The following is a 26042-nucleotide window of genomic DNA, read 5'->3' on the forward strand; positions in this document are numbered from 1 at the left end:
CGACGGAGGGTAAAACGCGTTTCGCTCCACCGCGTGTAGAGAAAATCGAGCGATGCTCGTACCTGGCCGGCGAACGCCGCCGACCGAGGCGACTCCTTCGACTCAGTCGTTTTCCGGCGAGGTCGGCTCCTCACTCGAGGAGTCGAAGTCCTTGTCGATTCCGCCGATGCTCTCCTCGGTCTCGGTCTCCGAGACCGTCCCGGTGTCCTTCCCTTCTTTGATCGCCTGGGCCTGCTGTTCCATCGCTTCGAGGTCCATCTCGGCTTCCTGGTCGATCTCGCCGATGATCTCGGCGATGTCGTCGAGGCCGATGAGTTCGCGCGTCTCCTCGTCGAACGCGAGACTATCGAGGCTCTCGCCGTCGGCTTTCACGTCGCTGCCGGTGAGGTGCTTGCCGTAGCGCCCGACCATCGAGGACAGTTCCTGGGGCAGGACGAACGTCGTCGAGTCGCTCTGTCCGATCTCCGCGAGCGTCTCCAGACCCTTGTCGATGACGGCGCGTTCGCCCATCGACTCGGCCGAGCGGGCCCGGAGGACGGTCGAAATGGAGTCACCCTGGGCCTCGAGGATCTGACTCTGCTTTTCACCCTGTGCGCGGATGATCTGGCTCTGTTTGTCACCTTCGGCCTTCTCGACGGCACTGCGGCGTTCACCCTGTGCCTCGAGGATCATGGCACGGCGTTTCCGCTCGGCGGAAGTCTGTTGCTCCATCGCGCGCTGGACGTCCTTCGAGGGGTTGACCTCGCGAACCTCGACGGACTCGACGCGGATCCCCCACTCGTCGGTGGGTTCGTCGAGTTCCGTACGGATGCGCGCGTTGATCGCCTGGCGCTTGTTCAGCGTCTCGTCGAGTTCCATGTCACCCAGCACGGCCCGCAGGGTGGTCTGGGCGAGGTTCGAGACGGCAGTCTTGTAGTTGTCGACCTCGAGGAACGCCTTTTTGGCGTCCATAACGCGGATATAGACGACGGCGTCGGCGGTCACCGGCGAGTTGTCGCGCGTGATCGCCTCCTGGCGGGGGACGTCGAGCGTCTGGGTCCGCATGTCGAACGTGTACGTCTGAGAGACGAACGGCGGAATCACGTTGATACCGGGCTCGAGCAGTTTTCGGTATTCCCCAAAGACCGTCAGCGCGCGCTTTTCGTACGCGTTGACGATCTCGATGGCACTCAGGAGCGCCGCGAGGACTACGATCAGGAGGAGGGCGCCGATGAAGAGCCCAACCGTTGCCGCTTGTGCGAATATTAGCTCCGGAACCATACGCGGAACTTATGTCGGTGGGACTAAAAGCGTTCCCTTATTTCACTAACATTTCTCTCAGCCTGATCCTTCCGTCTCGGAGACGGTATCTCGGGACGAGGAGTTTTCGGCGTCCGCCTGCCTGGCTTCTCGGGCCAGTTCCCGGTCGATGCTGTCGGTCTCGAGCGCCTCGAGCGACGCCACGGTCAGGACGTTCCCGCCGCCAGGGTCTAGGACGATGATCTCCTCGCCCTCCTCGATCGTCCCGTCGTGTGATCGCGCGGAGTAGTACGGGGCGAACCCGCCGTCGTCGAGTTTGACCTCGCCGCTTCGGTTTGTAACCGTCTTGGTGACGTAGCCGGTCGATCCCGACAGCGAATCCGAGTCGCGAGTCTGGGCCGTTCCCTTCCCACCGTAGAAGTCGAACTCGCGGTAGACGTAGGTGGCGATCACGCCGATGACCAGCGTCAACGCGACGAGGATGAATGGGCTGAGCGTCAGGGGGAGAAGCATCCCGACGAGCCCCGCGCCGGCGAGGGCGACCCCGATGACGATGAGGTGCGCGCCCGGGGAAATCGCCTCGAGCACCATTAATCCGAGTCCGGCCGCCAGGAGCACCACGGGGAGATTGTCGACGAGGAATTCGACCATGCGTGAGGGTTAGGTCTCAGCCCGATTAAAGGTTTACCGCGGCCGGCCACTCAGATGGCGAAGATCGACCCGAGTCTCACCATCACGAGCACCATGGCGATTGCCCCGAGCAAGACGAAGACGGCGCTCTCCAGGGACGGGTCGCCCGATCGGACCGGTTGGTCGTTCGGCTCTGGTTCGGACGCGGACGGGTCGCCGGGGGCGACGGTATCGTCGTCCTCGGTATGCTGGCGTCGCGAGGCCGGATCCGAGATGGGAATGCGGCCCCACGCGCCCTCGTCTTCGTCCTCGTTGTATTCGTCGTCCGCGTCAGCACGTCGCTCGAGTCCATCGGACTGGGCCTGCGCGCGCTCGGTCCGGTCGCTCGCTCGGTCCGAGACACGATCCGATTTCCTGTCGTCCATACCCCGGCTTCGATCGCTGCAGGCAAAAAGCCGCGGTTCGACGCTCCGTCGTCCTGGACGTCGATCCAACCTAGTTTCGCGTCGATCGACCGCGAACGTCCCCATCGTAGACGACACCGCGCTCGCCGTCGATCGTCACCGTCCGCCCGTCCTGGAGGTGGGTGACGTCGGCGTCGCTCACCATCGGGACGCCCGTCTCGCGTGCGATGAGCGCCGGATACCCCGTCATACCGGGCCTGGCGTCGACGATGCCGCCGATCTTCCCGACGTCGCCGGTGAACTCGGCGTCGAAGTCCGCAGAGAGGGCGATGATCGCGCCGTCGGGAATCGCCGCGAGGTCGCCGTCCGTGACGCGGGCGATCGGTCCCGTCGCGCGACCGTCGACGACCACGCGCCCCGTCTCGAGGGCGTCCGCCGCGACGTGGACCTTCATCATGTTCGTCGTGTTCGCACCCTCGAGTTCGGTCATCATGCCACAGAGCACGACGACGGTGTCGCCGCTCTCGGCCACTCCGGCGTCGAGCGCCGACTGAACCGCCCGCGAGACGACGGCGTCGGCCCCCTGATCCGAGACGCTGGCGTAGAGCGGCGTCACGCCCCAGGTGAGCGCGAGTTGGCGCCGGACGCGGTGGCTCGGCGTCGAGGCGACCACGGGCACGCCGGGGCGGTACTTCGCCGTCTTCAGTGCCGTGTAGCCGGATTCGGTCGCCGCGACGACGGCGTCGGCGCCGATGTCACGCGCCAGATATCGCGCCGAGCGGGCCAGTGCGTCCGTCCGGGCCTCGCCAGCGGTCGGCACGCGCTGTTCGAGCAGTTCGGCGTACTCTCCCGAGCGTTCGACCTGGCGGATGATGCTGTCCATGGCCTCGACGACGGCCGTCGGGTGGTCGCCGACGGCGGTTTCGGCCGAGAGCATGACCGCGTCGGTCCCGTCCAGGACGGCGTTCGCCACGTCTGAGGCCTCCGCCCGCGTCGGTCGGCGGGAGTGAACCATCGAATCGAGCATCTCCGTCGCCGTGATGACCGGGCGTCCCGCCTCCCTGGCCTTCCGGATGATACGCTTCTGGATCATCGGAACGTCCTCCATCGGACACTCGACGCCCAGGTCTCCACGAGCGACCATGATCCCGTAGGAGGCCTCGATGATCTCGTCGAGATTGTCGACTGCGCCTGCGCGTTCGATCTTCGAGATGATCGGAATCTCCGCCCCGAATGACTCGAGAGCCTCGCTGACCTCGTAGACGTCGTCGGCGTTCCGGACGAAACTCGCCGCGACGAAGTCGACGTCCTTCTCCGCGGCCAACTCGAGGTCACGACGGTCCTTCTCGGTGACGACGTCGAGGTCGAGGGCGACGCCCGGCAGGTTGACCCCCTTTCGCCCGCCGAGTTCGCCACCGGTCTCGACGCGGGCGAGGACCGCCTCCCCGTCGACTCCGGTGACGGTCGTCTCGATCAACCCGTCGTCCAGCAGGATGTGGTCGCCGGGTTCGACGCTGGTGAGCGGGACGGACAGGCCGACTTCCTCGGCGGAGGCGTTCGTCCCTTCGACGAACCGAATCTCGCTCCCGGTCTCGAGGGTCACCGTCTCCCCGCCGGGAAGCGGCGCCGTTCGAATCTCCGGTCCCTTCGTATCGAGCATCACGGCGACGGGATTTGGCGTCGCCTCGTCGACGCGTCGAACCCGGTCGATCAACTCTGCGCGATCCTCGAGTGACCCGTGACTGGCGTTCAACCGGGCGACGGCCATTCCCGCCTCTGAGAGATCCCGGATAGCCGAGCGACTGTTCGTCGCCGGCCCCAGGGTACAGACGATCTTCGCGTTTCGCATGGCCGTCCGTTGGCCGAGCGCTGTGAAAAAAGGCACGTCCTGGACGACGGTCGACGGGGCGGTCGCGATGGCACCTGCCTGCCAAACGATTTACTTCCGTGGCAAAGTGGTCGGACACATGCCGCTCTACGCATCGTTCGTCGACGTTGGCGACCGAGACGTCCAGAACGCACAGGAACTCGCATCGATCTGGGGGGAGGTGCAGTCGGAGTTCGAGGAACACAACGCCGAACTCAGGGATTCTTACGCCGTCCTCGGGAGTCACGACTTTCTGATTATCTTCGACGCACCGGACCACGAGAAGGCGTTTACGTCGGCACTGACCCTCCATCGCCACGGACTGGACTGCGAGACGATGGAAATTCTCGATACCGACGACTTCGCGTCGATCGTCGACGAGATTTGAGTACGCGCCGCCCCCAGTCATCGGAACACATCGTACCGGAGGAGATAACGAATCAGACCGAGCAGGTACGCCAGCAGCCAGAAGAACACGTAGCCGAAGACGCCCACGCGGAGTCGTCGCCGCCAGGCGCCCATGTGCTCGTGGAGGTCATCGAGGTCGACGTCCTGGTCGGGGTCGCCGTAGAGGTCGTGGGTGAGTTTGACCTGAAGTATGCGAACGATCCCGGTCAGCGCGACGAGTAACATCGCGTACGCCTGGAGCCCGAAGAACGCGTGGACGGCCGCCAGACCGCTTATCTGCTCGAGCACCCGCGGTGCCATCCAGAAGACGACGGGAATCGTGTTCAAGGTCAGGCCTACGGCGATGACCTTCAGGTGGTAGACCAGGACGTCCCAGGTGACGACCGCCGTGTCGATCATGATCCAGGCGCCGTAGAGATAGAAGGGAAAACTGGCGGTGACCATCACGAGCGCAACGGTGGCTGTCGCCAGCTCAGAGACCATACTGAATGTCGGGAGGGTGAACGAATAAACGAAGCGAAAGCGTTCCGGGACGTGGCCACGGTGACGACTTGTAGGGTTCGAGAGGGTTCGAGAGCCTTCGAGAGAGGGCGATCAGGATCTTCGTGAACGGAACGTACGTTCTCTGGACGAGAAACGTTGCCGGATGCAAAACGTGAAACGCTACTGGACACGGAACGTAAAACGCCGACTGAAGCGGAGAGACCGGTCCTCGAGGAGACCGGAGGGACCGTTCCGGCAAATCGGACGCACTCGCTGTCACTCGCGTTAGAACGCGAGGGAGACACGATCTTCGTCACGCAGACCGACCGCTTCGCGACCGGCCGCCCCGCGACCGGCCACCTGGAGGGGCGAAAACGCCGTCACGCCACACCGGCGTTCTCGTCGCACTCGGTGGACTCGTGGAATGCCCTGGAAGCCTCGAGTACGGGATGGTCCCGCCGTCGGACGTGCTTGCTCCGCTCGTCGTACTCGAGGAGACCGACGTTGGCTAATCTCGGGAGTCCGGCGTGATGCAGGTAGATCGTAACGTCTCGCGACGATTCCGCCGCACAGTCGAACTGGCCGTCGACGATGTAGTCGGCGAGTTCGTCGAGCGAGGCGACATCGTCGGTGCAGCGGTGGAAGTAGTCTACGACACCACGGGTGTACCCGTTCGAGAGTATCGATTGCAGATCGTCGATCGTCTCGGGCTCGAACTCGTCCTCGAGGGTTGGTCTCGACATAGCCTGATTAGGCGTATTTGATCCATCGAGAAATGAATCATCATTGTTGAGACAACCCTCTTAAGACGGGGCTCAGTCGAAGTCGGCCGCAGTCGAGAGTAACATCTCACTGAGCACCTGTTTCGTGCCCCGACGAACGCGATTGGAGACGGCCTGCTGGGAGATGCCGAGTTCGTCGGCGAGCTCGTCCAGGCTCGCCTCGCTCGGCGTGTCGAAGTACCCGCGACGGAGTCCGAGGACGAGGGCTTCGCGTTGCTCGTCCGAGAGGCCGAACTGGTGGACGCTTTCGGTTCGTTCGGTGACCGTATAGGTTCGGTTGATGTGGATAGAAATGCCGCTGTCGGTGGTGTAGTTGTGAAACTGTGAGAGTTTGTCGTGGTCTGGAAATCGAACGTGGAACTCCCAGCTGCCGTTGCTGAAAGCCTGTAACACCGTCCCCTGCGCGTCCGTGATCCCTCGAATCAGGTCGGTGTGATCCTCGTGCCACGTGACGCGGTACAGAACCGCGTTCTCGACGCGGTCGATGGCGATGATGTCGTCGACGAAGCGGTGCGAGACGACCTTCTCCTCGAACGAGGCGTAGTCGTCGCCGGCCACCCACAGAAACGGCATCGCGGAGGTTCCCGTGGGTACGATCCGCTCGAGTTCAATGCGCATCGACGGCGGCCCGGACAGCACCTGTCCGAGGGTGAACTGGTCGTTCTCGACGGTAAACTCCAGCGTGACACTCATTGCTAGCCAACGGTACGACGGCCACGTACGTATTGGTGTTGCCTGATTCCGCTCTCCGTTTCCCCGGCCCAGTGAGCCTGGGCGCCACTAGCGGTGTTCGTCAGCGAACGTCGCGGCGCTTATGCGGCTACGGGTCCCATCGTCGAACGATGACCGACGCTTCGGACGAACCGCCCGCCGGCCGAACGACCGAGCCGTCGGCCGACGGTTCAGCGACTGGAGACGACGACCAGTCCGTCGAGGACCTCCGCCGGCAGGTCGAGTCGAAGTACGACTTCGAGAACTTCGGCGAGGCCGACATGGCCGAGATGACCCCGGAGGAGTGGGATGTCGCCTTCGACCCGGACACCTGGATCACCGGCGACGAACTCCTCGATCGCGTCGAGCGGGAACTCAAAACCCGAATCGCCTACCGGGAGGTGTTCGCGATGCTCGAGTACGCCGTCGTCGACGGCCGACGAAGCCTCGTCGCGTACTCCGACACCGACTACGCGATCATCTTCCAGGACGGGACCGTCGAAGGTCGCGGAACGGTTGTTCGCGACGTCAAGCCCACGGTTGCCCTGTGTTCGATGGAGAGCTACGAGGTCGAGGAACCGCCCGCCGACTGGCACCTCCCCGAGCCCGCCGACCTCTCGGGCGACCACAGCGAACTCGGCAACTGGATGCTCCAGTTGCTGGCGGCTGCACAGCTCGTCATCGGGATCGTCGCGATTGGGATCTGGTTCGTGCAGGGACTCCAGTCCCAGCTCGTCCTCGGCGTCGTGGGCGTCGTGCTCGTCGTCATCTCGCTCGTGCTGTTCTTGATGGTGGCGAACGCTCGACTCTCAGATCGATTCCGGACCGAAGCATACGAGTCGCGCCTGCGGACGATCGGTTCCGGGGACCGGCCCTCGTTTCTCCCCATCGACGACGAGGCCTTCGAGCGCGACTCACCTCCCCGAAATCGGTCGCCGCTCGAGGAGTAACCCCACGATACCGCGGGGCACGGCCAGCGTCTGCATCGGTGGGTTTAAGCGAACACGTTCCTGAGTCCACACTGTATGAAGAGGCGGGAGTTTATGGTAGCGGCCAGCGGCGTGTCCGGGGGTGCCGTAGCCGCCACTGCTGCGACACCCGTCGTAGCCCAGGAAGATGAGGACGGTAACGACACCGAAACAGGCGATGGTGGCGACGGAAACGACACCGAAGCCGGCGAAGGCGGCGGAGACGGCGAAGAAGGCGGCAACGAGTCGGCCGACGGTGGCGGCGGAGGCGGCGGAGGCGGTGGCACCGAAACCGTCGAAGTTGACGACAACGAGTACGTTCCCGCAGATCTGACCATCGAACCCGGCACCACGGTCGTCTGGGAGTGGGTCGGCTCCGGCCAACACAACATCAACCCCGGAAGCCAGCCAGAGGAGGCAGGCTGGGAAGGCCACACGGACCTCCAGTCTGAAGGAACCTACGAACACACGTTCGAGGTCGAGGGAACCTACGAGTACGTCTGTGATCCCCACGTGAGCGTTGGGATGACCGGCTCGGTCGAAGTGACCCAGGACGCAGGCGGTGAAGGAGCAGCGGCCGCCGACGTCGACATCCACGACCTCGGCGTCCCGATCCAGAAGCACTTCGTCGGGGTCGCGTCGTTCTTCGCGATCTTCATCGCCCTCGTCTTCACGTTCTACCTGTTGAAGTACGGTGAATCGGCCAATACCAGCAGCCCAGGGAGGAAATAACCATGTCATCGTCTGGAAGTACCTACGGCGACATTCACCGCTACGAACCCGCGCGTGAGAGCACCGCAGCGGCGATCGCGATCGTCCTGTTGACGTTCGTCCAGATAATCTTCGTCTCGCTGTTCGTGTACGGTCTCTCGGCGAACTGGGCGATCGCTGGACTCGACGCCGGCGTCGGAAACACGTTCCTCGGCTTCTTGCTGTCGGCGATCTTCCTCAACCTCGGGTTCATCCTTCTGCTGTACCGCAAGGAGTTCCTGCCGGACGTGATGATCGTCAAGAAGCGCCGTCGCAAGTGGGAAGACCTCTACGTTCGGGAATCGGACGTCGAAGGGCAGACGCTGACCGACGATACCGGTGCATGGGACACGATCAAACGCGCAATCTACCCCTACTACAAACGATAACAATGGCTAACGACGACAAATATCCAGTCGAATCCGATCGTCGCCGCTTCGTCAAGGGCGTCGTCGGTGGCTCCGCGCTCGCCGGCGTACTGACGACCGGCGCAGTCGCCGTCTCCAGCGCGACCGCCCCCTCGAGTGGCGGCGGCGGATTCGTCAACTACTTCGGTGCAGAACGGCTCGCTGGTCCAGCCCCCCGCGGACTTCCGCAAATCCCCCTCGAAATCGACGACGAGGGACAGCTGCTCGGGGTGTGGCCCGAACCGGAAACGCAAACCCTCCCCGACGGGTCCGAATTTACCGAAGCGAGCATGGAACTCGGCGGCGTCGATTACACGACCGAGTGGTACCAGTACTGCGGGCTCCAGACCTTCGGTGGACTCGTCCCCGATGCAGACGGCGAAGATCAGGTGATTCGTTACGACGCCGGTTCCTACGAGTGGATGTCGGACGTCGAAAATGGCGACCCGATGCTCACCGAACACTTCGAGGACTACGACGAGTGGACCAACGACATCGGGGAGCCGGGCCAGGGCAAACCCGCGACGGGAACCTGGCGATCACAGAACGTTCCCCCGGAACAGACCGTTCCCGTGCTGGTGATCAAGACGGATCAACTCGAGGTCGACAACATGGACGACCGCATCCGCGAGTGGGTCGAAGCGTCCTGCCCCGAGGACGAAGACGGCGGCCGCTACCTCGGCTACGTCAACAAGTGTACGCACTTCTGCTGTGCACCGGGTTACCGTTCTCTCGACGACGCGGCCGCCTTCGGCGCCGCGAACGAAATCTTCTGTAACTGCCACAACTCCGTCTACGACCCGTTCAGCATCAGCGAACAGCAGTTCGTTGCGCTCCCGCGGTCGGGTGATGAAGAATGAGCTTAGAGCGCAAAGACGAACACGACCACGGCGCGTGGCTCGCGGAGAAGGACCTCTCGCTCATCGAGAAGTCCTACCTAATGATGCTAATCTGGTTCGACCGACGACTCCGGCTCGTCGACTACCTCGAGTTGCTGGAGGATATGTACTACAAGATCAACCTCCAGATGCCAAAGAGCCACACCGAACAGTACAACCTGGACAACAAATTCTGGTACTGGTATCCGCTCTATGCACTAGGTTCGTTCTCGCTGCTCGCGTACATCGTCGCCGCGTTGAGCGGCGCGTTGCTGGGATTTTACTACTCCCCGTCGACGGCCGGCGAGACGCCGGTTGCCTACCAGACCGTCGAGGCAATTATGGCCGATCTCAACTTCGGGTTCATGCTCCGGAGCATCCACCGCTGGGCAGCCCAGGTGATGGTCGCAGCGGTCTTCCTGCACATGCTTCGCGTCTACTTTACGGGCGCGTACAAAGAACCCCGAGAGGTCAACTGGCTGCTCGGCGTGGTACTCCTGGCACTGACCGTCCTCTTCGGGTACACCGGCTACCTCCTGCCCTGGAACCAGCTCGCGTTCTGGGCGGGACAGATTGGCGTCGAAATGGCGATTTCGGTCCCCATCGTCGGCGAGTGGACAGCGAACCTGCTGTTCGGCGGTCTCAGCCTCGGCCAACCGACGCTACAACGGATGTACATCCTGCACGTGTTCGTCCTGCCGTTCGTCGTCACGGCGCTAATCGCACTTCACATCGGCATCGTCTGGATGCAGGGCATCGCCGAACCACACTGATCCACCATGACTGATACAGACACCGACGCAAACAACGACGTCCGAACCGACGGAAGCGGCACCGGCATCGTCGCCCCCGACGACGAGGTGCCATCCTGGAGCGAACGGAAAGAGCGAACGACCGGGCTCTCGCGGCTCACCTACGAGTACTTCGAGCGGGCCCGCCGGGAGGACCAGGACCTCCGCCAGGAGTCGAGTTACGTCGAGCGCGACGTACTTGGTTTCCCCGCCTGGCCTCACGAGACGATCCGAAACATCGCGCTCGCGAGTTTCTTCGTCGGTATGTTGCTGTTCCTCGCGGCGCTGTTGCCGCCGACGATCGAGGACCCGGCAAATCCATCCGAGACGCCGTCGGTCATCCTGCCCGACTGGTATCTCTACTGGTCGTTCGGCCTGTTGCACCTCGAGTCGCTGAACCCCGAACTGGCGCTTGCCGGGGGCGAGAAGATCATGTCCGACCAGCTCTACGGTGTGCTGGCGAATGGCGTCGTCTTCGGGGCGATCGCGATCCTCCCGTTCCTGAACAAGGGGAGCGCTCGGCGACCCGTCGAGGAGCCGTTCTGGGCGTCGATTGGCGTGGGGGGCGTCATCTTCGCGTTCACGCTGTCGCTCCTGCCAATCGAGGCCATGTTCCCCTGGGACGTCCACATCACGTTCGACATGGCGTTTTTCCTGCCCGTTATCGGCGCGATCATCACCTACGCGGTGTTGAAGACGATGCGGGAGGGGTACATGTACAATCTCAACAAGCGATACTACCGATTACGACCGCCGCGGTAGGTCGTCACGCTCAATGACGGTGCTTCGTTTCCGCTTTTGAACCCTCGAGTTACCCTTCTCGACTCGAGATCGATCGACGCGGAGTCACAGTACTCATTTTGCGTCGCCGCGTAGCCCGGCTATGAGCGGCTCAGAATCGGGATCGGACCCGCCGACGGAGGAGGCACGGACGGAGCGGTTCGAACGAGGCCTCCGGGGCGAGGACGAGAACGAAAACGAGAGCGAGAGCAAGAACAAGAGCGGTGCTAACGCCGAAGAGGGGCCTCGAGTCGGCGCCTCGGGCCAGCGCGAGGTCGTCGTTCCCATGCGGTTGTACAAGACGATCACCGTCTTTTCGACACTGCTCGCGGTGATCGGCATTCTCGGCGGGTTCATCGTGCTCGACGTCGCGACCGATCGAGCCCAGGCGGCAGCCTCGGACGTGAGCATCGGGCTGGCGTTGCTCGGCGTGGCGCTGATCGCAAGCGGGGCCGGGGCCTACGCGTTTTCGACGCGATTTCGGACGGCAGGAATGGGAAACGCTAAAGACGACGCCGACGAAGGACCACACAATGGCTGACGAATTCGTCAAGGGCTTCGTAATCCTGTCCCTCGGATTACTGGTGTGGATGACGTTCGCAGGCTGGTACAACACGCCATCGTTCTACGACACCCAGCTCGTCGGACCGAACCCCGAAGACCCCGGTACGTACACGATGCTAGCACTGGTCGTCAAGGAAGCGGCGTTCTACTTCGGTATCCTGGGCGCGGTCACGTTCTGGGCGCTCATCCCGGCTGGCCGTCGCGTACGAACCCACTACGCCGAGAACAACTGAACCACCTCTCGTCGCGTCTTTTTCCGGCTCCCGATCGGTTTCCTGTTCATCTGTCCATCGAGCGTCTGCGTTCTCGAGGACGGGCTACCGTCGGTTACGCTGGTACTCGTGGTGGCTCAGGTCGGTGGTCAAAAGTAGTGGCTCGAGCTAGTGGTTCGGAGTCGCTGGCTCGAATCAGTGGCCCGAGACGGATCGGGTCGAGCAGTCACGGTCGCCATCCATCACTGTTCGCCCCGCCTCGGTAACCAGGATCGGAGATTGAACCCGAACTCGTTGGCGAGCTGGATGTCCTTGTCCGTGAACGCATCAGTGACGACGAGGGTCGCCACGTAGACGAAGAGAACTACGAGCGGGAGCGTGGCGACGATGAGGAGGTGCGAATCGACGAGGAGGACGATCGGAAGCCCGGCGAGGGCGGCCGGGATCCCCGCGAACACGACGGTGCCGAAATCTCGAGTGAAGGGGTGGATGCCGTCGACGACGTGGAGTTCGCCCAGGGTCAAGAGGCCGACGACCACGAGCGCGGACGCCGACCCAATAGCGGCCCCGTTGATGCCGTAAATCGGAACGAGGAGGAACGAGACGACGAGGTTGGTACCGAAGAGTGCGAGGGTGTTGGCGAAGACGATACGGGAATAGCCCATCCCTGCAGGAGAGTGCCGTCAGGGCCGCCGAAGGTGACGTTGAACAGGAAGGCCATCGCGAGGAGGGCGACGACGGCGCTGGCTTCGCCGTACTGGGGTGTGTACATCACGGAGAGAAACGCCTCTGCGCCGAGGGAGATGATGATCGCGAACGGGAGGGTGATGCCAACGATCCAGCGAGCGGCGACGCGAAAGCGCTCCTGGACGAGAGCGGTGTCGTCTCGCGTTTCGGCGATGAGGGGTTTGAACACGGGCGAGAGGGAGTTGAAGATAATCATCAACCCGGAGCCGAGCATGTAGCCGACGCGGTAGATGCCGACCTCGCCCGAGTCGAGGAAGTATCCGAGTACGAAGTAATCGACGTGGCCCATCAGGACGAAGACGACGCTCGTCATGGCCAGCGGCACCGAGTACCGGATCATCGGCCCCGGCGCGACGGGTTCGAACGTCGCCGACATGATCTCCCAGGCGCGGTAGGTAAAGAGGAGGGCGCCGACCACGATGCACACGAAGAGCCCGACAACGTAGCCGCCCACGAGCCCGAGTAACCCGAAGCCGGCCAGGAGGAGTGCCGCGGTGACGACGAACCGAACCACCGGGCGCACGATGTCGCGCATCACGACCCGGTACTGGAGCTTCTTGATGCTGTAGAAGGATTTGAGCAGGACGTTGTACATCGCGAGCATCGGAATCGTCACTGCCAGCAACAGGAGTGCGACCTCGAGCGAGGGCTCTCGGAAGAAGACCCCGAACCGCTCGGCCGTCATCGCGAGGGCGAGCGCGACCAGCGACGACGTGACCAGGACGGTCGCCGTCACCTGCACGATGACGCCCTTGGCCTTCCCGGGTTCGTCCGCCTCGAGGTACTGCGGGACGAAGTAATCGATGGCCAGCGGCAATCCGAGGTTCGCGAACACCTGCATGAAGAGGATGACCGACGTCGCGAGTACCCACAGGCCGTAGACAGAGGGGCTGACGAACCGCGTCATCAGCATCACGATGGCGAATGCGAGGACGCCGTTGAGCACGTTCCCGACGAACGTGATACTCCCCTGTTTCGCCAGCGTGGAAACCCCTGAATCGTGTTCGGTCATGTCCTCGAGAGTCGTGTATTGGGTCGACTGCTGGGTTGGCGGTTCGGCTCGAGTCGGTACCTGGAGTAGATATCGACTCGCTTAGACGCTCGTCGCTGGTTCGAGTTCGTAGCTGGCGACCTCTCTGGCCGCCTCGCCGAAGTGGGGAAACTCCACTTCGAACGGCCAGTCGGTTCCCTCCGTCGTGTCGTCGATGAGTTCGATGACGGTGTCGAGTTCCTCGCCGTCAGCGTCGAAGAACGTTGCCCGAATCTCGACGTAAGTCGGTTCACGTTCCCCCTCGTTGCGGACGAGTCCCCAGACGGAAACGCGCTCGTCGTCGGTCCAGGGGTTCTCCCGAAGGAGGTCCGACCAGACGACCACCAGGTCTGTCGGCTGGAGGATGTCCTCGCCGTTGTCCGTCAGGAGGTCGAGACACCCCGAGAGGGACAGCGAGGCGAAGGCGGTCGACGCGAGGAGCGCGCGGCGTTTCATACGCGAGTCAGCTACCAGTTCGACGGGTCGACTCTTCAGCCTTCGGGAACAGCCGCGTCGAGTGAACGACGTCGGCCGCTCGGTAATCGGGCGTCTCGAGCCGAACGAACGGCTCCTCGGTGATCGGTGTGTGCTCGAGCGGATTCGATACGTTTTACTACCTGGTCGTACCACTTGTGAATATGAGCGAGTTCGAACCGTTCAGCGACGTTGGCGAAGCAGACGTAACCCGAGCGATTGGACAGGAGTGGACCAAGGAGTTCATGGACTTCTCCGATTCGGACGTCATCATCGTCGGCGGCGGCCCCTCCGGGTTGACCGCCGCGAAGGAACTCGCCGAGCGCGGCGTGAAGACGATGGTCGTCGAGAAGAACAACTACCTCGGCGGCGGTTTCTGGCTCGGCGGCTTCCTGATGAACAAGGTCACCGTCCGCTCTCCTGCACAGCGGGTGCTCGAGGAGCTGGACGTCGAGTACAAGCCGGCGGCCGACACCGAGGGGCTGTACGTCGCCAACGGTCCCCACGCCTGCTCCGCGCTGATCAAGGCCGCCTGTGACGCGGGCGCGAAGATGCAGAACATGACGGAGTTCACGGACATCGTCATCCGCGAGGACCACCGTGTCGCCGGCATCGTGATGAACTGGACGCCGGTCCACGCCCTGCCCCGCGAGATCACCTGCGTCGACCCCATCGCCGTCGAGGCGGACCTGGTGATCGACGCGACGGGCCACGATGCGATGGCGATCACCAAACTGGACGAGCGTGGCGTCCTGGACGCGCCCGGAATCCGGGACGCTCGCGAGCGCGGCACGGTGATGGATCAGACCGACGGCGACACCTACGGCGCCCCCGGTCACGATTCGCCCGGCCACGACTCGATGTGGGTCGGCAAGAGCGAGGACGCCGTCGTCGAACACACCGGCCTCGTCCACGACGGACTCATCGCGACTGGTATGGCGACCGCGACCGCCTACGGCCTGCCGCGTATGGGCCCGACTTTCGGCGCCATGCTCGTCTCCGGCAAGCGCGCCGCTCAAGTTGCTCTCGATGAACTCGAGGTCGACGCCGACCCGGTAGAGTTGACGAGCCGAGTCCCCGCGGACGATTGAACAGTAACTCGTATTACGCTGAATCCACGACGGTGGAAATCATTCTCGGATTCCTCGGGTGAACGCGACCGTTCCGATAACAAGAACGAGGATACCAACTGCACCTACGTTACTACTGGTTCCTGGATGGCTTGAAATAGCTACAATTGCTGTTCCAATAACACTAAGCTGCGTTCCTATTAAAGCGTTCTTCATCATAATATCCCTTTAAATTATATTTTCCAATTAGGTTTAAATATTTCTAATCAATAAGGATTGCTCTCTCAATGTCCCAAGCTGTCGAAGCCCCCCACGGGAGTGTAACACAAAGAGCGCCAGCACAAATCGAAATTGATGCACTGCCCGTGATATAGCTAAAGGCATAATTATGTTTATAATTAAATTGCACTGCATTAGCTCCGGGCCTTATTCGTTCTATCGGGACACCCATTCCAACAATGGTATGTTGTGGCATCGAATAAGTGATATCTACAGAGCCGGCAACGCCGGTTCCAGTATCATAATCTTCATGACTTATATCATGTGTGGGAGGGGCAATGTCATGCTCACTATTGTCATAAGTTGACCAATAATTAACACCATCAGAATCGGGACGTTCTCCCGTCCAATCTGAGTCAGGCCATGTGATTCCTATGGCATCTGCGATTTGAGTAACATCTCGGACGGTAGATTTTGCTCCAATAAATATTACATTCCCTGCTGCATACCATAAATTATCTCCTCTCGATAATCGGCCTATGATTACATCAATCTCGCTCTCAGTTTTAGTATAACGGCCTTCTGTCGAGAAATCTGAACCAACGAGATCTCTCCCAGTTATTTTTGATTTGTTATGTACACACTCAACATTGTTCTTCTCTAAGATTTCAGTGGCTTTTTCAACGCCTTGTTCTTGCAGCACTTCAATATATTCGTTTTCCAATCCTAATTCTCTGATCGCCGCCTTCTCTGTTACAGCATTAGCCGTCCCAACTACATTGAGCGTTGATAGTCCGATACCTGAGGCTAAAACCTGCCTTCTATTGACCATAGAAAATACTTAACTCGAGAATTTATATAATTTTCTATTTTATATTATAATATTTTATAAAAGTGCGATTCATATATCGTATTTTGAGTGTCGATTATTTTTCGATGATAATATTAAGAATACGTTTGGTATATGTCGCACAAGAGTAGTAGCCCACTCCAATCAATAGCAGCGGCGCGGTGTGGGTACCCACACGGTTTTCGTCACCCGTACACACTGTCCGCACATGAAATTCGTCGTCACCGGCGCGACCGGCGGCGCTGGTAGCTGGATCGTCGAGGACCTCGCGCGAGACGGCCACGACGTCGTCGGCGTCGACCTCGAGCGTCCGCCCCGGGCCCGCGAGAACGTCACGTTCCTCGAGGCCGATCTCAGGGAGCAGGGCCAGACGTGGGAACTCGTCCAAACGTACGAACCCGACGCCGTGGTCCACTTCGCCGCGATTCCGCGTAACGGGATCAAACCGGGAGCCGAGACCTTCCTGACGAACGTCGAGAGTACCTACCACGTCTTCGAATCCGCAGGCCGAATCGGCGCGGACGTCGTCTGGGCCTCGAGCGAGAGCATCTACGGGTCGGTCTTCGCCGACGAACCGTGGCTCCCCGAGTACCTCCCGATCGACGAGGACCACCCGCTGCGACCGGAGGACCCCTACGCCACGTCGAAACTCGTCGGCGAAGACCTCGCCGCGGCGACCGCCCGCAAATACGGCATCTCGGTGACCTCGATCCGGCCCTCCTGGATCACGTATCCGGGGAGCCAGCAGACGGCCCGGGGTCGGGAGACGTTCGATCCGGAGACGGCGGACCCGAACGGTAACTTCTGGTCGTACGTCGACGTTCGCGACGTCGTCTCGATCGTTCGAGCGGTGCTCGAGGCGGACCCCGAGGCCGGCCCCGAGGGCCACGACCACGGAAGCCACGAGGTGTACCTCGCGGCGGCCGAGAACAACTTCCTCGATCGCCCGACCGCCGAGGTGATCGAGTCGGTCTTCGGCGATCTGCCCGAGTCCTGTGCCCTCGAAGGGGACCAGTCGGCGTTCAGCACAGAGAAGGCGAGGCGGGAACTCGGCTGGCAGCCGGAGCACACGTGGGAGGATGCGGAACTCGAGCAGGTGGCGGGACCGCTGTTTCTGGAGTGAGTCGCACCAGCCGATTCTCGTATCGTCGTTCCGTCGCTGACCGTAACGACTACACTCGATGGTACCACTACGTTGTACCATGGTCGAGCACGTCGCCATCTATCGCGCACCGACCACCGTCGTCGACGCAGACGCCGTCGCCGCGTGGCTCGAGTCGCGACTCGAGGCGTCGGTAACGGTACGAGAACGGTTTCTGGACGACGTTCGGAGCGACGGTCTGGCGGAACGGTTCGCGGCCGCCCGAATTCGACGGCCGCGCGAACGAGAGACTGGGAACACCATGCTCGGAACCGTTCGCTACGAGAAGCGCGTTCTCGAGCATCCCGAGCGGGAAGGCGGCGTACTCTACGACGGCGCGCAGATTGGTCGCGCGCTCAACCGTGAACTGCCGGCCGGCGAGCGAGGACTCGGGTGGGCACACGTGGTCCTTCTCGACCGCGCACTCGCGACGTGGGGCGACCACGACGGACGCTGGCACAAGCGGGTGACGGTTCCCGGCCAGCCGGCGCTCGTCTCGGTTCCTGGACTGTACGAGGCGCCAGCCAAACCCGAATCGTACTACCAGGAACAACAGCGACGGGCGCTGGTTTCGGGCGACGTGCCACCGAGAGAGATTCTCGAGCGCGACGTCGCGGACGACTTCCTCCTCGAAGACGACCCCCGGACGACCGACGCGATTTGCGGGTACGTGCTCCAGGCCGTTCACTACCTCGCGACTGGGGAGCCGTTCTGTGCGAAGCCGACCTGCCGCCTGTTCAATGCCCACACCCACGAGGCTGTCGTTCGAGCCCAGTTAGTGGGGACGGCGTTCTGTGCCGAGCACGCCACGGTTTATGCGGATGCGGACTGAGGCGGATGCGGACGCTGAGGCAGGTGCGGCCGATGGTGAGGATGTAGTTGTGGATGCCGAAGAAGATGCGAGCGACGGCCCGGGTGCAGTTGCGAATGCTGAGGCGGACGCGGGTGACGGCGCGGATGCGGGTGCAGGTACGGGTGCAGTCGCTCGCGTTCGCACTCGCACTCGCTCAGGCGATCATTCGTCGTCGAGTGCGAGGGACGATTCCGGACGGTAAGCGCTACCGACCGGCGAGGCGGGTGCCACCGGTACTGACTCGTCCAGTTCGATCGCTCGCTCGACGATGCGCTGCGTCTCGAGGTCGACGTCGGCTCGAGCGACGCGTCCGGTCTCGACGTCGTAGTCGACCAGCCCCAGGTCGTCGAGTTTTGGCAAGTGATTGTGCACCAGCGAAATGGTGATTACTGATTCTCGCACGACGGCGCCTTCGGCCCCCGTTCGCTCCCAGGCGACGACCTCGTCGCAAAGCTCCTCGACGCTCACCTGTGGACGGGACAGTAGCAGCGACATCACGTACCGGCGTCGAGCATCCGAAAGCGCCTCGAAGAGCGGCTCCACCGACGGTGTTCGCACGGTTGACATAACTACTACCGGGACCCTCTTCCCCTCAATAATTGCGCCAAAAATTTTTGGGCAGCTACTCGAGAAGTCGAAACCTGATACGTTCCTCCCCGCTCCCGGCAGTTTCGCGGCCAGTGATCTCGAGCGTGCCGAGGTCAGCGGTCGACTGGACGTGCGTGCCGGCGCACGCGACCCGGTCGAAGGGATCGTCCGTGTCCCCGATCTCGACGATCCGTATCTCCGTGATACTGTCGGGCAGGAGATCGATGCGCGTCCGCTCGAGGTCCAGATCGGCTTCGGCGACGTCGCGTTCGAGTTCGTACCAGCGAACGGGAAGGCCGTCGTGGATCAGGTCGTTGACGGCCGCCTCGATCGTCGCGAGGTCGTCGTCCTGGAAGCGCTCGTACGCGCAGTCGAGGCGGGCCCGGTCGGCGTAGAGCTGGTTGCCCGTCGTCGGCGCGTCGTAGGCCTCGAGCAGGTACGCCGAGAGGAGGTGCTGGGCCGTGTGATAGCGCATGTGCGCGTACCGTCGATCCCAGTCGAGTTCGCCGGTTACCGTCGTTCCGGGCTCCAGGACGTCCGCGATTGGCGCGGCCGTCGAATTCGTGCCCGCCTCGAGATCCAGGACGTGGTACACCGTGTCGCGTTTCTGAACGTCAGCGACGGGCCACTCGAGCCTCCCTCCGTCGGAATCGACGCGGAGGGTTCCCGTGTCCGCCGGCTGACCCCCACCTTCGGGGTAGAAGTGCGTTCGATCGAGGACGACGCGGCCGTCCTCGAGAACCCGCTCGACGGTGGCGTCGAACGTTCGGACGGTCGAGTCCTCGAGATACAGGAGGTCGGTCATAGGCGAGCCCAGGGGCTCGAGGGAGATATAAGCTGGCGAGTGTCGTCGACCGTGACAAAACCCAACGTCTGTCCATCGCCCCGAACCAAAGGCTAAAGAGTGAATCACTCTAATGTTCGTGTAATGACTATCGTTCGTATATTGCGGAGGGATCTATCGTGGGTGTCGAGATAACCGAGACCACGGTCACCGACGCCGAGTTCGAGGCCATGAAACAGTTCGTCTTCGAGTACCTCGCCGCCAGCGTCGAGAAAGAAGACGAGGGCGGTCGGATGCGGTGGTACCCCTGGCACTCCGCCGAGTACCGACACAATCACATCCTCAACGTCGTCGATCTGGCGACCGAGATCGCCGAAAAGGAAGGCGCCGACGTCGACGTCACGCGCGTGGCTGCGCTGTTTCACGACGTTGCCAAACTCGAGACCGACCAGGAGCTCCACGCCGAGGCCGGCGCTCGCGTCGCTCGCGAGTACCTCGAGGCCCAGAGCGAGTATCCGGAGTCGTTCATCGCCCAGGTCACTCGCGCCATCGAGTACCACTCCTACCAGGGCGACGTGACCGACCTCTCGATGGAGAGCCAGTGTGTCATCGAGGCCGATCTGCTCGACAAGATCGGTGCCAACGGGACGGCGCTCATGCTGTTGCGGATGGGGTACGAAGCGCGGACGCACATGGACGCCGACGAGATGGTCGACCGGGTCCTCGAGCGCGGCCTCGACGCCGCCTCGCGCGTCCGAAGCGATACCGCTGACTCGATCGCCCATCGCAGGCTCAAGCGTGTGAAGTGGTTCCGCGAGTGGCTCGAGGACGAAATTGCAGCGCTGGGCGAGTAGCGGATAGTCGGTCCACTGGCTTGGCCTGTGATCGATACCGCGCGTCACCAACCGTGCGTACCGTCACCAGCGTGCGAACGGTAGCGATTTGGGGATTCGGGCCAGATTTCGAACTATGACTGCAGTTACTCGAGGTCGCGTGCCCCACCTGACGGCCCTGCTCTCGCTCGTTTCCCTGGCGCTCGTGTTCGGCGCCGCTGGCGGCGTGATTCCACAGACGGCCGTTCCGAGGCCGCCCGCGTGGCTACTCGAGGCGATTCCCACGGTGAACGTCCTCCTGAGTCTGACCGCCATCGTGACGATCACGACGGGGTGGCGCGCGATCAGACGCGGAAACGTCGACCGCCACCGCTTGCTGATGGGTATCTCGGCCGTGCTGTTCGCGACCTTTCTCGTCCTGTACCTGTATCGGCTGATCGTCCTCGGCGGCTCCCAGCCGTTTCCGGGCCCGGACGCGATCCGACTGTACGTCTATTTACCCGTCCTGGCGATCCACATCCTGCTCGCGGTCGTCTGCATTCCCCTGCTGTACTACGTCCTCCTGCTCGCCGCGAGTCACAGCGTGCCGGAACTTCGACGAACCGCGCACGCGCGTGTCGGGCGAATCGCCGCGGCGCTCTGGCTCGTCTCGTTCAGCCTCGGCGTCGTCGTCTACGTGTTGTTGCACGTGATCTACTGACCGGCGCCCGATGAACGCCCACACCAGCTTCACTCGAGACCGACACCCGACACAACAGCTCGACTCGAGTACAGCCGCCCGCTCAGTCGTCCGCGTCGACGGTCGCCTGCCCGATCTGCGGGCGAGTCACGTCCCGGTCGGTCGCCTCGCCGTCGATGTCGTAGGGGTACTCGCCGGTGACACAGCCCAGACAGAGGTCGTCCCGATCGGTCTCGAGCACCTCGGCGACGGCGTCTGGCGAGAGGTACGCGAGGCTGTCGGCATCGATTTCGTCGCCGATTTCGGGGATCGTCTTGTCCGAGGCGATGAGTTCCTCGCGGGTCGCCATGTTGATCCCCATGTAACAGGGAGCGACGATCGGCGGCGCGCCGATGCGCATGTGGACCTCTTCAGCCCCGGAGTTCTTGAGGAGTTCGACGAGCTGGTTCGAGGTCGTCCCGCGGACGATGGAGTCGTCGATGAGGGTGACGGTCTTGCCCTCGACGGTCGAGGTGATCGGGTTGAGTTTGAGTCGCACGGCGCGCTCGCGTTCGTCCTGGGTCGGCATGATGAACGTCCGGCCGACGTAGCGATTCTTCATCAGGCCCTCCGCGAACTCGACGCCCTCGTCGTCCTCCTCCCGGGGCTCTCCCTGAGCGGTCGTCTCGTCGGCGGCGTCGGCGTACCCCGAGGCGAACGCGCGCCCGGAGTCGGGGACCGGCATGACGACGTCGGTCTCGACGCCGCTTTCCTCCCAGAGTTTGCGCCCGAGTCTGCGTCGGGCCTCGTAGACCAGCGTGCCGTCGATCTGTGAGTCCGGACGGGCGAAGTAGACGTGTTCGAAGAAACAGTGAGCAGTCGCCTCGGCCTCGACCAGCTGGTAGGAGTCGAACCCGGAGCCGTCCTCCTCCAGGACGACGAGTTCCCCGGGCCGGACGTCGCGGACGAACTCGCCGCCGAGGGTGTCGATCGCCGCGGATTCGGAGGCCAGCACGTAGCCGTCCTCGAGTTCGCCGAGACACAGCGGGCGATTCCCTTGCGGATCGCGAACGCCCATGACGGTCTCGTCGTGCATGATCGTCAGCGAGTACGAGCCGTGAATCCGCTGCATCGTCCGCTTGACCGCCCGGATCAGGTCCTCCTCGAGCAGGTTGCGCGCGAGGTCGTGGGCGATCACCTCGGTGTCGCCGTCGGAGGTGAAGGCGTGACCGAGCGCGGCGAGGTCGTCTCGAATCTCGTCGGCGTTGACGAGGTTCCCGTTGTGGCTGAGTCCGAGCGAGCCGGACTTGAACGAGACCGAGAACGGCTGGGCGCAGGAGGTGTCGATGCTCCCGGCGGTGGGATAGCGAACGTGACCGATCCCCGCCGAGCCCGCGAGCGACTCGAGGTCGTCCTCGTCGAAGGCGTCGCCGACGAGTCCCAGTTCGACGTGGCTGTGTTGCTGGAAGCCGTCGTGGGTGACGATGCCGGCGGACTCCTGGCCGCGGTGCTGGAGCGCGTAGAGTCCGTAGTAGAGCGGTCGCGCGACGTTGCGGTCCGCGAGCGCGACGCCGACGACGCCGCACTTCTCGGTCATCCCTGTTCGCCGGGGTGTCTCGCCCCGCCCATCAGTCATGGCTGAACCTACCGGGCCAAGGCGATAAAAATCCCCCGTGTTCGTGCTCGCATCCGCGATTCTGAGAGGGAGAATATTCACGCCCGTGCATATGCGAGCGCCGTCGCCGAGTTTCTGAGCAGCGCCGAGTTTTCGCGAACGGGCTACAGCCCGAGCATCGCGCGTGCCGTCTCGCTCGCCCAGACGTCCGCCCGGTAGATGACGGCCCCGGCAATCAGCAGTTCGCCGGCCGTGACCAGGACAGTTACCAGGTCCGCCTGCCGACTCGTGACGGCGACGCCGACGGGCAGACCGAACTCCTTCTTCCAGACCGGGTAGAATAGCGCGATACCACGCTTGCTTCCGGCCACGTCGAGCACGTAGTGAGTCAGGATGCCGAGCCAGACCCACTCGAGGTTGCCGAAGTAGAACGGGAAGGCAGCGAACCCCACCAGGATGGGCAGGTTGTGCAGCGTCTTGCGGTGTCTCCCGAACGCCGTATCCACGTCCGGGAACAGCGCCCCGAGCGTGACGGGCACGCCCACCTGGAGCACCGTCGCGAAGGTCGTCTCGTCCCCGGCCGGCTCGAGGAGGTACGCCAGCCCGATGCTCAGGAGGACGGCGTTGAGCACGTGTCCTTTCTTGTTCATCGACTCGCTCTGTGTAGCCGAGGGAGAAAAGCCTGTCTTCGTGACGGTCAGGGCAACCAGAGCGCGCCCGCGTACGGCCGGTCGCGAACCGCTTCGCCCCGAGTGACGTCAGGTGTTCTGGTCACCGTTCACTCAGGTGTTCTGGTCACCGTTCACTCAGGTGTTCTGGACCCCGGCTGCTCGAGGTATCGTCCACATCGTCGGGCAGTTCACTTTTACTATACATACTATATTGTATTAGTATCGTTAGTGTAGTGAAGTCAGGAGGTCGATTCGCACTCGGAATCGGGTCCGGACTCGAGCACCGCCACCAGTCGCTCGAGAGCGGTTCGAACCGTCTGCATGCGAACGTCGTGGCGATCGCCGTCGAACTGGTGGCGCGTCGCCGTCGCGAACGAGGTTTCGGTCCCCCAGGGACCGGCGTAGGCGACCCCAACGAAGACCGTCCCGACCGGCGTCTCCGCGGTCCCGCCGCTGGGCCCAGCGACGCCCGTGATCGAGACCCCCCACGTGGCGTCCGTGACGTCGCGCACCCCGCGAGCCATCTCGAGGGCGACGGGTTCGGAGACGGCCCCGTGTTCGTCCAGCGATTCCCGGGAGACGCCGAGGTGGCGACGCTTGGCGTCGTAGGCGTAGACGACGTGCCCGCTGTCGAAGTAGTCGCTCGAGCCGGGAACCGCGGTGATCGCGCCCCCGAGGAGGCCGCCGGTGCAGGATTCGGCGACCGCGAGGGTGTCCCCGCGTTCGCGGAGTCGTTGGCCGACCCCGGAGACGAGATCGAGCGGCGCGTCGAACTGCATCGCTCCAGACGCCGAACCAGTTCGGGTGGCGGGATCCGTCGGCGACGATTCGGCAGGTTGGTCCGAATCGACGTTGGCGTTGCTCATATCTCCCCAGACGGGAGCCAGCGTCGTGAATCGTGGGGTCGCCAGGTCGAGACGAGGTCGGGAGGCCGCGCGAGCCCGAACCAATGCGACTCGAGCGCTAGACCGTGTCGCGATCCGTGTACGTCCAGCGGGTCTCGATTACGCCCTCCGTGTTCATCTCGTGGAAATCGGCGAAGCCGAACGAAACGGGATCGCCGTCCTGGACGCCCGAGAACCGGCCACGAACGGCTACCCGGTCGCCGTCGCCGATTGCAGCATCGACGTCGGTTTCTCCAGTATCGCCAGCGTCGACGATCACGGCGTCGAGGCTATGCTCGCCGTCCTTGAGCGGGCGGTCGCGCTCGTAGAACGCCCGAAGGTCCGCTCGACCCTCGATCGGATCCTGTCCAGGACGTTCGTAGGTAATCGTCTCCGAGAAGAGTTCGAGCAGCCCCTCGACGTCGTCGGCGTCGACGCGGTCGTAGTAGCGCCGCACGAGTGCCTCGGGGTCAATTCCGTTAGGCGTGTCATCCAGCGGAGGCATGACACATCACACGCACTCGAGGGCAATGGTTCTATGGCATCGCCCGCCCGGATCGGAACCGCGTGACGAAAGAATCACCATCTCCGACCGCGCACGAGCGCACATGGAGTACGAAACGCCTCTCTTCTTTCACGTCATGAGTTACGCCGCCGAGGCCGACCGGGACGTCGTCGACATGGTTAGCGGCAACCCCGACTGGGAGCCGCCTCAGGCACTCAGGGACGGCCTTCACGAGTACGCCGACCTCGAGAGCGAGTACTTCCAGTACCCGCCCAGCGAAGGGCTTCGAAGCCTCCGCGAGGAGATCGCGACCCGCCGCGGCGTCGACATCGAGCAGGTCGTCGTCACGAACGGAGCCGGCGAGGCGAACTACCTGGCGATGGCCCGGGCGCTCGAGCGTGACGCGGGCTCCGAGGTGATCCTGACCGATCCCGTCTACTCGTACTACCCGGGCAAGACGACGATGCTCGGCGGCGAGCCGACGTACGTCGAGGCGGCCGAAGACGGCCAGCTCGATCCCGAGGCGGCCCGCGAAGCGGCGAGCGAGGAGACGGCCGCCATCGTCGTCAACACCCCGAACAACCCCACCGGCGCGGTCTACCCCGAGTCGACGGTTCGCGAACTCGTCGCCATCGCCGAGGAGAACGACGCGATCCTCGTCGCCGACGAGGTGTACGATCACTACGACCTCTCCGGAACGTTCTCGAGCGCGCTCGAGGTCGACTCCGACCACCGGATCGTCACCAACGCGTTCTCGAAGTCGCTGGCGATCACGGGCTTTCGCGTCGGCTACGCGATCTTCCCGCCCCATCTCGTCGAGGACGCCAAGAGTCGACACATGCTGGTGAACGTCGCCGGGAGCGCCCCGGCCCAGTACGCTGTCCTCCAGGCGCTCCGGGAGACCGGTCCGGAGTACTACGAGGCCAATCGCGAACTGCTCCGCGAGCGCGTTGACACCTTCACCGCTGCGCTCGAGGCGGCCGGCGCCGAGTACACCCGCCCGGACGGCGCGTTCTACGTGCTGGCCAGGTTCGAGGGATATCCGGGCACGCTCGAGAACGTCGAGCGCCTGATCGACGAGGCCGGCGTCGCCGGGATGCCCGGCGAGGCCTTCGGCACCGCCCGCGAGGACTGGCTCCGATTCGCGCTCGTGACGCCACGCCTCCAGGAGGCGGCCGATCGGTTGGCCGAGTACTTCGGTTGATCGTTGCTCCCTGAGCGCTGATCGTTACTCGCCACTCGCTGC

30 protein-coding genes and 1 pseudogene are annotated in these 26042 nt (G+C 63.1%); 15 read left to right on the forward strand and 16 right to left on the reverse strand.

The window, feature by feature from the left end:
- Positions 1 to 102 precede the first annotated feature (102 nt).
- From NGM15_RS08660 to pyk, 4 genes are all read right to left on the reverse strand, one after another.
- On the reverse strand, positions 103 to 1260 hold the full coding sequence (locus tag NGM15_RS08660) for an SPFH domain-containing protein (protein ID WP_253429563.1): 1158 nt from the start codon (positions 1258 to 1260) through the stop codon (positions 103 to 105).
- 57 nt (positions 1261 to 1317) lie between these two features.
- Positions 1318 to 1890, reverse strand: coding sequence for an NfeD family protein (locus NGM15_RS08665; RefSeq protein ID WP_253429565.1), 573 nt, complete (start codon positions 1888 to 1890; stop codon positions 1318 to 1320).
- Between the two features lie 50 nt (positions 1891 to 1940).
- Positions 1941 to 2294 (reverse strand): DUF7312 domain-containing protein, encoded by a 354-nt coding sequence (locus NGM15_RS08670; RefSeq protein ID WP_253429568.1) that lies wholly within the window; start codon positions 2292 to 2294, stop codon positions 1941 to 1943.
- Between the two features lie 70 nt (positions 2295 to 2364).
- Positions 2365 to 4122 carry a pyruvate kinase gene (pyk, locus tag NGM15_RS08675; protein ID WP_253429571.1) on the reverse strand — a complete coding sequence of 586 codons (1758 nt, stop codon included), beginning with the start codon at positions 4120 to 4122 and terminating at the stop codon, positions 2365 to 2367.
- 118 nt (positions 4123 to 4240) lie between these two features.
- Here pyk and NGM15_RS08680 point away from each other — a divergent pair, with 118 nt between their 5' ends.
- Entirely contained in the window at positions 4241 to 4528 is a 288-nt protein-coding gene (locus NGM15_RS08680; protein ID WP_253429574.1) for a GYD domain-containing protein, read from the forward strand.
- Positions 4529 to 4545: 17 nt separating this feature from the next.
- Here the strand turns inward: NGM15_RS08680 and NGM15_RS08685 are convergent, their stop codons facing one another.
- The 3 genes from NGM15_RS08685 to NGM15_RS08695 all read right to left on the reverse strand — a co-directional run bounded on the left by NGM15_RS08685 (position 4546) and on the right by NGM15_RS08695 (position 6506).
- The gene (locus tag NGM15_RS08685) at positions 4546 to 5031 is read right to left on the reverse strand and encodes a DUF7321 family protein (RefSeq protein WP_253429576.1); all 486 of its coding nucleotides are present in this window, start codon (positions 5029 to 5031) and stop codon (positions 4546 to 4548) included.
- 380 nt (positions 5032 to 5411) lie between these two features.
- Positions 5412 to 5774, reverse strand: a complete 363-nt coding sequence (locus tag NGM15_RS08690) for a DUF7344 domain-containing protein (RefSeq protein WP_253429579.1) — start codon at positions 5772 to 5774, stop codon at positions 5412 to 5414.
- 72 nt (positions 5775 to 5846) lie between these two features.
- Positions 5847 to 6506 carry a helix-turn-helix domain-containing protein gene (locus NGM15_RS08695; protein ID WP_253429582.1) on the reverse strand — a complete coding sequence of 220 codons (660 nt, stop codon included), beginning with the start codon at positions 6504 to 6506 and terminating at the stop codon, positions 5847 to 5849.
- 149 nt (positions 6507 to 6655) lie between these two features.
- On the opposite strand from NGM15_RS08695, the gene NGM15_RS08700 reads away from it, so the two are divergent.
- The 8 genes from NGM15_RS08700 (at position 6656) to NGM15_RS08735 (ending at position 11895) form a co-directional block, all read left to right on the forward strand.
- Positions 6656 to 7474, forward strand: a complete 819-nt coding sequence (locus NGM15_RS08700) for a DUF7319 domain-containing protein (RefSeq protein WP_253429585.1) — start codon at positions 6656 to 6658, stop codon at positions 7472 to 7474.
- 75 nt (positions 7475 to 7549) lie between these two features.
- The gene (locus NGM15_RS08705) at positions 7550 to 8224 is read left to right on the forward strand and encodes a plastocyanin/azurin family copper-binding protein (RefSeq protein ID WP_253429587.1); all 675 of its coding nucleotides are present in this window, start codon (positions 7550 to 7552) and stop codon (positions 8222 to 8224) included.
- 2 nt (positions 8225 to 8226) lie between these two features.
- A complete protein-coding gene (locus tag NGM15_RS08710) occupies positions 8227 to 8631 on the forward strand; it encodes a DUF7318 family protein (protein ID WP_253429590.1) in 405 nt (134 codons plus the stop codon).
- A 2-nt stretch (positions 8632 to 8633) separates the two neighbouring features.
- Positions 8634 to 9509, forward strand: coding sequence for a hypothetical protein (locus NGM15_RS08715; RefSeq protein ID WP_253429593.1), 876 nt, complete (start codon positions 8634 to 8636; stop codon positions 9507 to 9509).
- Positions 9506 to 10300: a cytochrome b gene (locus tag NGM15_RS08720; RefSeq protein WP_253429596.1), complete on the forward strand. Its 795-nt coding sequence runs from the start codon at positions 9506 to 9508 to the stop codon at positions 10298 to 10300. Before NGM15_RS08715 ends, NGM15_RS08720 begins: the two co-directional genes overlap by 4 nt.
- 6 nt (positions 10301 to 10306) lie before the next feature.
- Complete coding sequence (locus NGM15_RS08725) at positions 10307 to 11080, forward strand: cytochrome b family protein (protein WP_253429599.1); 774 nt, start codon at positions 10307 to 10309, stop codon at positions 11078 to 11080.
- Between the two features lie 121 nt (positions 11081 to 11201).
- Positions 11202 to 11639, forward strand: a complete 438-nt coding sequence (locus tag NGM15_RS08730; RefSeq protein WP_253429602.1) for a DUF7315 family membrane protein — start codon at positions 11202 to 11204, stop codon at positions 11637 to 11639.
- Positions 11632 to 11895 (forward strand): DUF7314 family protein, encoded by a 264-nt coding sequence (locus NGM15_RS08735; RefSeq protein WP_253429604.1) that lies wholly within the window; start codon positions 11632 to 11634, stop codon positions 11893 to 11895. Before NGM15_RS08730 ends, NGM15_RS08735 begins: the two co-directional genes overlap by 8 nt.
- Before the next feature lie 221 nt (positions 11896 to 12116).
- Here NGM15_RS08735 and NGM15_RS08740 read toward each other — a convergent pair.
- Positions 12117 to 13633, reverse strand: a pseudogene (locus NGM15_RS08740) (flippase).
- 81 nt (positions 13634 to 13714) lie between these two features.
- Positions 13715 to 14107, reverse strand: coding sequence for an FxLYD domain-containing protein (locus NGM15_RS08745; RefSeq protein WP_253429607.1), 393 nt, complete (start codon positions 14105 to 14107; stop codon positions 13715 to 13717).
- A 182-nt stretch (positions 14108 to 14289) separates the two neighbouring features.
- Here NGM15_RS08745 and NGM15_RS08750 point away from each other — a divergent pair, with 182 nt between their 5' ends.
- A complete protein-coding gene (locus NGM15_RS08750; protein WP_253429610.1) occupies positions 14290 to 15216 on the forward strand; it encodes a sulfide-dependent adenosine diphosphate thiazole synthase in 927 nt (308 codons plus the stop codon).
- 241 nt (positions 15217 to 15457) lie between these two features.
- On the opposite strand, the gene NGM15_RS08755 is transcribed toward NGM15_RS08750, so the two are convergent.
- Positions 15458 to 16246: a hypothetical protein gene (locus tag NGM15_RS08755; RefSeq protein WP_253429612.1), complete on the reverse strand. Its 789-nt coding sequence runs from the start codon at positions 16244 to 16246 to the stop codon at positions 15458 to 15460.
- A gap of 226 nt (positions 16247 to 16472) precedes the next feature.
- Between NGM15_RS08755 and NGM15_RS08760 the strand changes: the two genes are divergently transcribed.
- Positions 16473 to 17387 carry an NAD-dependent epimerase/dehydratase family protein gene (locus NGM15_RS08760; RefSeq protein WP_253429615.1) on the forward strand — a complete coding sequence of 305 codons (915 nt, stop codon included), beginning with the start codon at positions 16473 to 16475 and terminating at the stop codon, positions 17385 to 17387.
- Positions 17388 to 17466: 79 nt separating this feature from the next.
- The gene (locus NGM15_RS08765; RefSeq protein ID WP_253429618.1) at positions 17467 to 18237 is read left to right on the forward strand and encodes a DUF7001 family protein; all 771 of its coding nucleotides are present in this window, start codon (positions 17467 to 17469) and stop codon (positions 18235 to 18237) included.
- Positions 18238 to 18420: 183 nt separating this feature from the next.
- Here NGM15_RS08765 and NGM15_RS08770 read toward each other — a convergent pair whose 3' ends face one another.
- Entirely contained in the window at positions 18421 to 18825 is a 405-nt protein-coding gene (locus NGM15_RS08770; protein WP_253429621.1) for a DUF7344 domain-containing protein, read from the reverse strand.
- 55 nt (positions 18826 to 18880) lie between these two features.
- Positions 18881 to 19651 carry an alanyl-tRNA editing protein gene (locus NGM15_RS08775; protein ID WP_253429624.1) on the reverse strand — a complete coding sequence of 257 codons (771 nt, stop codon included), beginning with the start codon at positions 19649 to 19651 and terminating at the stop codon, positions 18881 to 18883.
- Between the two features lie 158 nt (positions 19652 to 19809).
- On the opposite strand from NGM15_RS08775, the gene NGM15_RS08780 reads away from it, so the two are divergent.
- Together NGM15_RS08780 and NGM15_RS08785 are read left to right on the forward strand one after the other, a co-directional pair.
- Complete coding sequence (locus tag NGM15_RS08780; RefSeq protein WP_253429627.1) at positions 19810 to 20484, forward strand: HD domain-containing protein; 675 nt, start codon at positions 19810 to 19812, stop codon at positions 20482 to 20484.
- 115 nt (positions 20485 to 20599) lie between these two features.
- Positions 20600 to 21163: a DUF420 domain-containing protein gene (locus NGM15_RS08785; RefSeq protein ID WP_253429630.1), complete on the forward strand. Its 564-nt coding sequence runs from the start codon at positions 20600 to 20602 to the stop codon at positions 21161 to 21163.
- An 82-nt stretch (positions 21164 to 21245) separates the two neighbouring features.
- Here the strand turns inward: NGM15_RS08785 and purF are convergent, their stop codons facing one another.
- The 4 genes from purF to NGM15_RS08805 all read right to left on the reverse strand — a co-directional run bounded on the left by purF (position 21246) and on the right by NGM15_RS08805 (position 24796).
- A complete protein-coding gene (gene purF, locus NGM15_RS08790) occupies positions 21246 to 22718 on the reverse strand; it encodes an amidophosphoribosyltransferase (protein ID WP_253437990.1) in 1473 nt (490 codons plus the stop codon).
- Between the two features lie 182 nt (positions 22719 to 22900).
- Positions 22901 to 23386 (reverse strand): metal-dependent hydrolase, encoded by a 486-nt coding sequence (locus NGM15_RS08795; protein ID WP_253429633.1) that lies wholly within the window; start codon positions 23384 to 23386, stop codon positions 22901 to 22903.
- Between the two features lie 260 nt (positions 23387 to 23646).
- A complete protein-coding gene (locus NGM15_RS08800) occupies positions 23647 to 24186 on the reverse strand; it encodes a CinA family protein (protein ID WP_253437993.1) in 540 nt (179 codons plus the stop codon).
- A 184-nt stretch (positions 24187 to 24370) separates the two neighbouring features.
- Positions 24371 to 24796: a nuclear transport factor 2 family protein gene (locus tag NGM15_RS08805; RefSeq protein WP_253429636.1), complete on the reverse strand. Its 426-nt coding sequence runs from the start codon at positions 24794 to 24796 to the stop codon at positions 24371 to 24373.
- A gap of 103 nt (positions 24797 to 24899) precedes the next feature.
- Between NGM15_RS08805 and NGM15_RS08810 the strand changes: the two genes are divergently transcribed.
- Complete coding sequence (locus NGM15_RS08810) at positions 24900 to 26000, forward strand: pyridoxal phosphate-dependent aminotransferase (protein ID WP_253429639.1); 1101 nt, start codon at positions 24900 to 24902, stop codon at positions 25998 to 26000.
- Positions 26001 to 26042 lie beyond the last annotated feature (42 nt).

The organism is Natronosalvus halobius (genome assembly GCF_024138145.1).
Lineage (GTDB): Archaea > Halobacteriota > Halobacteria > Halobacteriales > Natrialbaceae > Natronosalvus > Natronosalvus halobius.

Coding starts and splice junctions, on each gene's coding strand:
- NGM15_RS08660 (WP_253429563.1), bottom strand. CDS start 1,260: ATGGTTCCGGAGCTAATATTCGCACAAGCGGCAACGGTTGGGCTCTTC.
- NGM15_RS08665 (WP_253429565.1), bottom strand. CDS start 1,890: ATGGTCGAATTCCTCGTCGACAATCTCCCCGTGGTGCTCCTGGCGGCC.
- NGM15_RS08670 (WP_253429568.1), bottom strand. CDS start 2,294: ATGGACGACAGGAAATCGGATCGTGTCTCGGACCGAGCGAGCGACCGG.
- pyk (WP_253429571.1), bottom strand. CDS start 4,122: ATGCGAAACGCGAAGATCGTCTGTACCCTGGGGCCGGCGACGAACAGT.
- NGM15_RS08680 (WP_253429574.1), top strand. CDS start 4,241: ATGCCGCTCTACGCATCGTTCGTCGACGTTGGCGACCGAGACGTCCAG.
- NGM15_RS08685 (WP_253429576.1), bottom strand. CDS start 5,031: ATGGTCTCTGAGCTGGCGACAGCCACCGTTGCGCTCGTGATGGTCACC.
- NGM15_RS08690 (WP_253429579.1), bottom strand. CDS start 5,774: ATGTCGAGACCAACCCTCGAGGACGAGTTCGAGCCCGAGACGATCGAC.
- NGM15_RS08695 (WP_253429582.1), bottom strand. CDS start 6,506: ATGAGTGTCACGCTGGAGTTTACCGTCGAGAACGACCAGTTCACCCTC.
- NGM15_RS08700 (WP_253429585.1), top strand. CDS start 6,656: ATGACCGACGCTTCGGACGAACCGCCCGCCGGCCGAACGACCGAGCCG.
- NGM15_RS08705 (WP_253429587.1), top strand. CDS start 7,550: ATGAAGAGGCGGGAGTTTATGGTAGCGGCCAGCGGCGTGTCCGGGGGT.
- NGM15_RS08710 (WP_253429590.1), top strand. CDS start 8,227: ATGTCATCGTCTGGAAGTACCTACGGCGACATTCACCGCTACGAACCC.
- NGM15_RS08715 (WP_253429593.1), top strand. CDS start 8,634: ATGGCTAACGACGACAAATATCCAGTCGAATCCGATCGTCGCCGCTTC.
- NGM15_RS08720 (WP_253429596.1), top strand. CDS start 9,506: ATGAGCTTAGAGCGCAAAGACGAACACGACCACGGCGCGTGGCTCGCG.
- NGM15_RS08725 (WP_253429599.1), top strand. CDS start 10,307: ATGACTGATACAGACACCGACGCAAACAACGACGTCCGAACCGACGGA.
- NGM15_RS08730 (WP_253429602.1), top strand. CDS start 11,202: ATGAGCGGCTCAGAATCGGGATCGGACCCGCCGACGGAGGAGGCACGG.
- NGM15_RS08735 (WP_253429604.1), top strand. CDS start 11,632: ATGGCTGACGAATTCGTCAAGGGCTTCGTAATCCTGTCCCTCGGATTA.
- NGM15_RS08745 (WP_253429607.1), bottom strand. CDS start 14,107: ATGAAACGCCGCGCGCTCCTCGCGTCGACCGCCTTCGCCTCGCTGTCC.
- NGM15_RS08750 (WP_253429610.1), top strand. CDS start 14,290: ATGAGCGAGTTCGAACCGTTCAGCGACGTTGGCGAAGCAGACGTAACC.
- NGM15_RS08755 (WP_253429612.1), bottom strand. CDS start 16,246: ATGGTCAATAGAAGGCAGGTTTTAGCCTCAGGTATCGGACTATCAACG.
- NGM15_RS08760 (WP_253429615.1), top strand. CDS start 16,473: ATGAAATTCGTCGTCACCGGCGCGACCGGCGGCGCTGGTAGCTGGATC.
- NGM15_RS08765 (WP_253429618.1), top strand. CDS start 17,467: ATGGTCGAGCACGTCGCCATCTATCGCGCACCGACCACCGTCGTCGAC.
- NGM15_RS08770 (WP_253429621.1), bottom strand. CDS start 18,825: ATGTCAACCGTGCGAACACCGTCGGTGGAGCCGCTCTTCGAGGCGCTT.
- NGM15_RS08775 (WP_253429624.1), bottom strand. CDS start 19,651: ATGACCGACCTCCTGTATCTCGAGGACTCGACCGTCCGAACGTTCGAC.
- NGM15_RS08785 (WP_253429630.1), top strand. CDS start 20,600: ATGACTGCAGTTACTCGAGGTCGCGTGCCCCACCTGACGGCCCTGCTC.
- purF (WP_253437990.1), bottom strand. CDS start 22,718: ATGACCGAGAAGTGCGGCGTCGTCGGCGTCGCGCTCGCGGACCGCAAC.
- NGM15_RS08795 (WP_253429633.1), bottom strand. CDS start 23,386: ATGAACAAGAAAGGACACGTGCTCAACGCCGTCCTCCTGAGCATCGGG.
- NGM15_RS08800 (WP_253437993.1), bottom strand. CDS start 24,186: ATGCAGTTCGACGCGCCGCTCGATCTCGTCTCCGGGGTCGGCCAACGA.
- NGM15_RS08805 (WP_253429636.1), bottom strand. CDS start 24,796: ATGCCTCCGCTGGATGACACGCCTAACGGAATTGACCCCGAGGCACTC.
- NGM15_RS08810 (WP_253429639.1), top strand. CDS start 24,900: ATGGAGTACGAAACGCCTCTCTTCTTTCACGTCATGAGTTACGCCGCC.